Source organism: Shewanella olleyana, from assembly GCF_023283825.1.
GTDB classification, from domain to species: domain Bacteria; phylum Pseudomonadota; class Gammaproteobacteria; order Enterobacterales; family Shewanellaceae; genus Shewanella; species Shewanella olleyana.
In genome coordinates this window covers 1-782 of sequence record NZ_JAKILD010000073.1, presented here as the reverse complement: position 1 = coordinate 782, position 782 = coordinate 1, and the positions used below count along the sequence as shown (strand labels likewise).

Genomic DNA, 782 nt, shown 5'->3' with positions numbered 1-782 from the left:
GCCCTATCAGGTTTTCGATATGTCGGTCTTACCTGTTTGTCATCAGTTACTTTTTATTAGCAATCCTTAGAGATGATTAATATTACCCTTCTATCGTTATCAAGCGGCATAGTCTGCTTGGTAGCTTCTTTCATATTTCAATATTGCCCACGCTATACGAGCCATTTTATTCGCCAGTGCAACCGTGGCTTTATTTTTGCCTCGAGTGATTTCTAATTTATGGAGCCAACGTGCTAAGGGCGTATCCTTTCCAGCATTGACCCTTATCACCGCTCTCGCACCATGTATGAGCAATGTTCTCAGGTAGCCATCACCACGCTTACTTATCCCAAGAAGCTTATCTTTACCTCCCGAGCTGTGTTGCTTAGGCACTAACCCAAGTGATGCAGACACACAACGGCCATTTTTAAAATCACTACCATTACCAATATGTTGAAAAAGTGCACTGGCAGTAATAGGACCAATACCTGGCACAGTCTGCAATTTCACACATTCTGTTACCTTACTCAGCGCTTTAATTTTTATCGTATAGAAATCTAAATGTTTTTGTAATTCTTCTAGTTTTTGATAATGTTGCTCTAAAAGTTCTTTAAATAAGTCACTTAACCCATTGTTACTTTCTCTATCAAATAGCGTGGGTAAAATGTGATAAACGTGGCGAACACCTTGCGGAATAATCACCCCATACTCTGCAAGTAGTCCTCTTATTTCATTTGTGTTTGCCGTTCTATCTCGTTCGCATTTCTTGCGCATGACATGTATTGCCTGAATGTCTTGTTGAG

1 protein-coding gene is annotated in these 782 nt (G+C 40.2%); it reads right to left on the bottom strand.

The window, feature by feature from the left end:
- Window positions 1-99: 99 nt before the first annotated feature.
- On the bottom strand, window positions 100-782 hold a 683-nt coding region (locus L2735_RS19880; protein WP_248986313.1), incomplete at its 5' end, for an IS110 family RNA-guided transposase.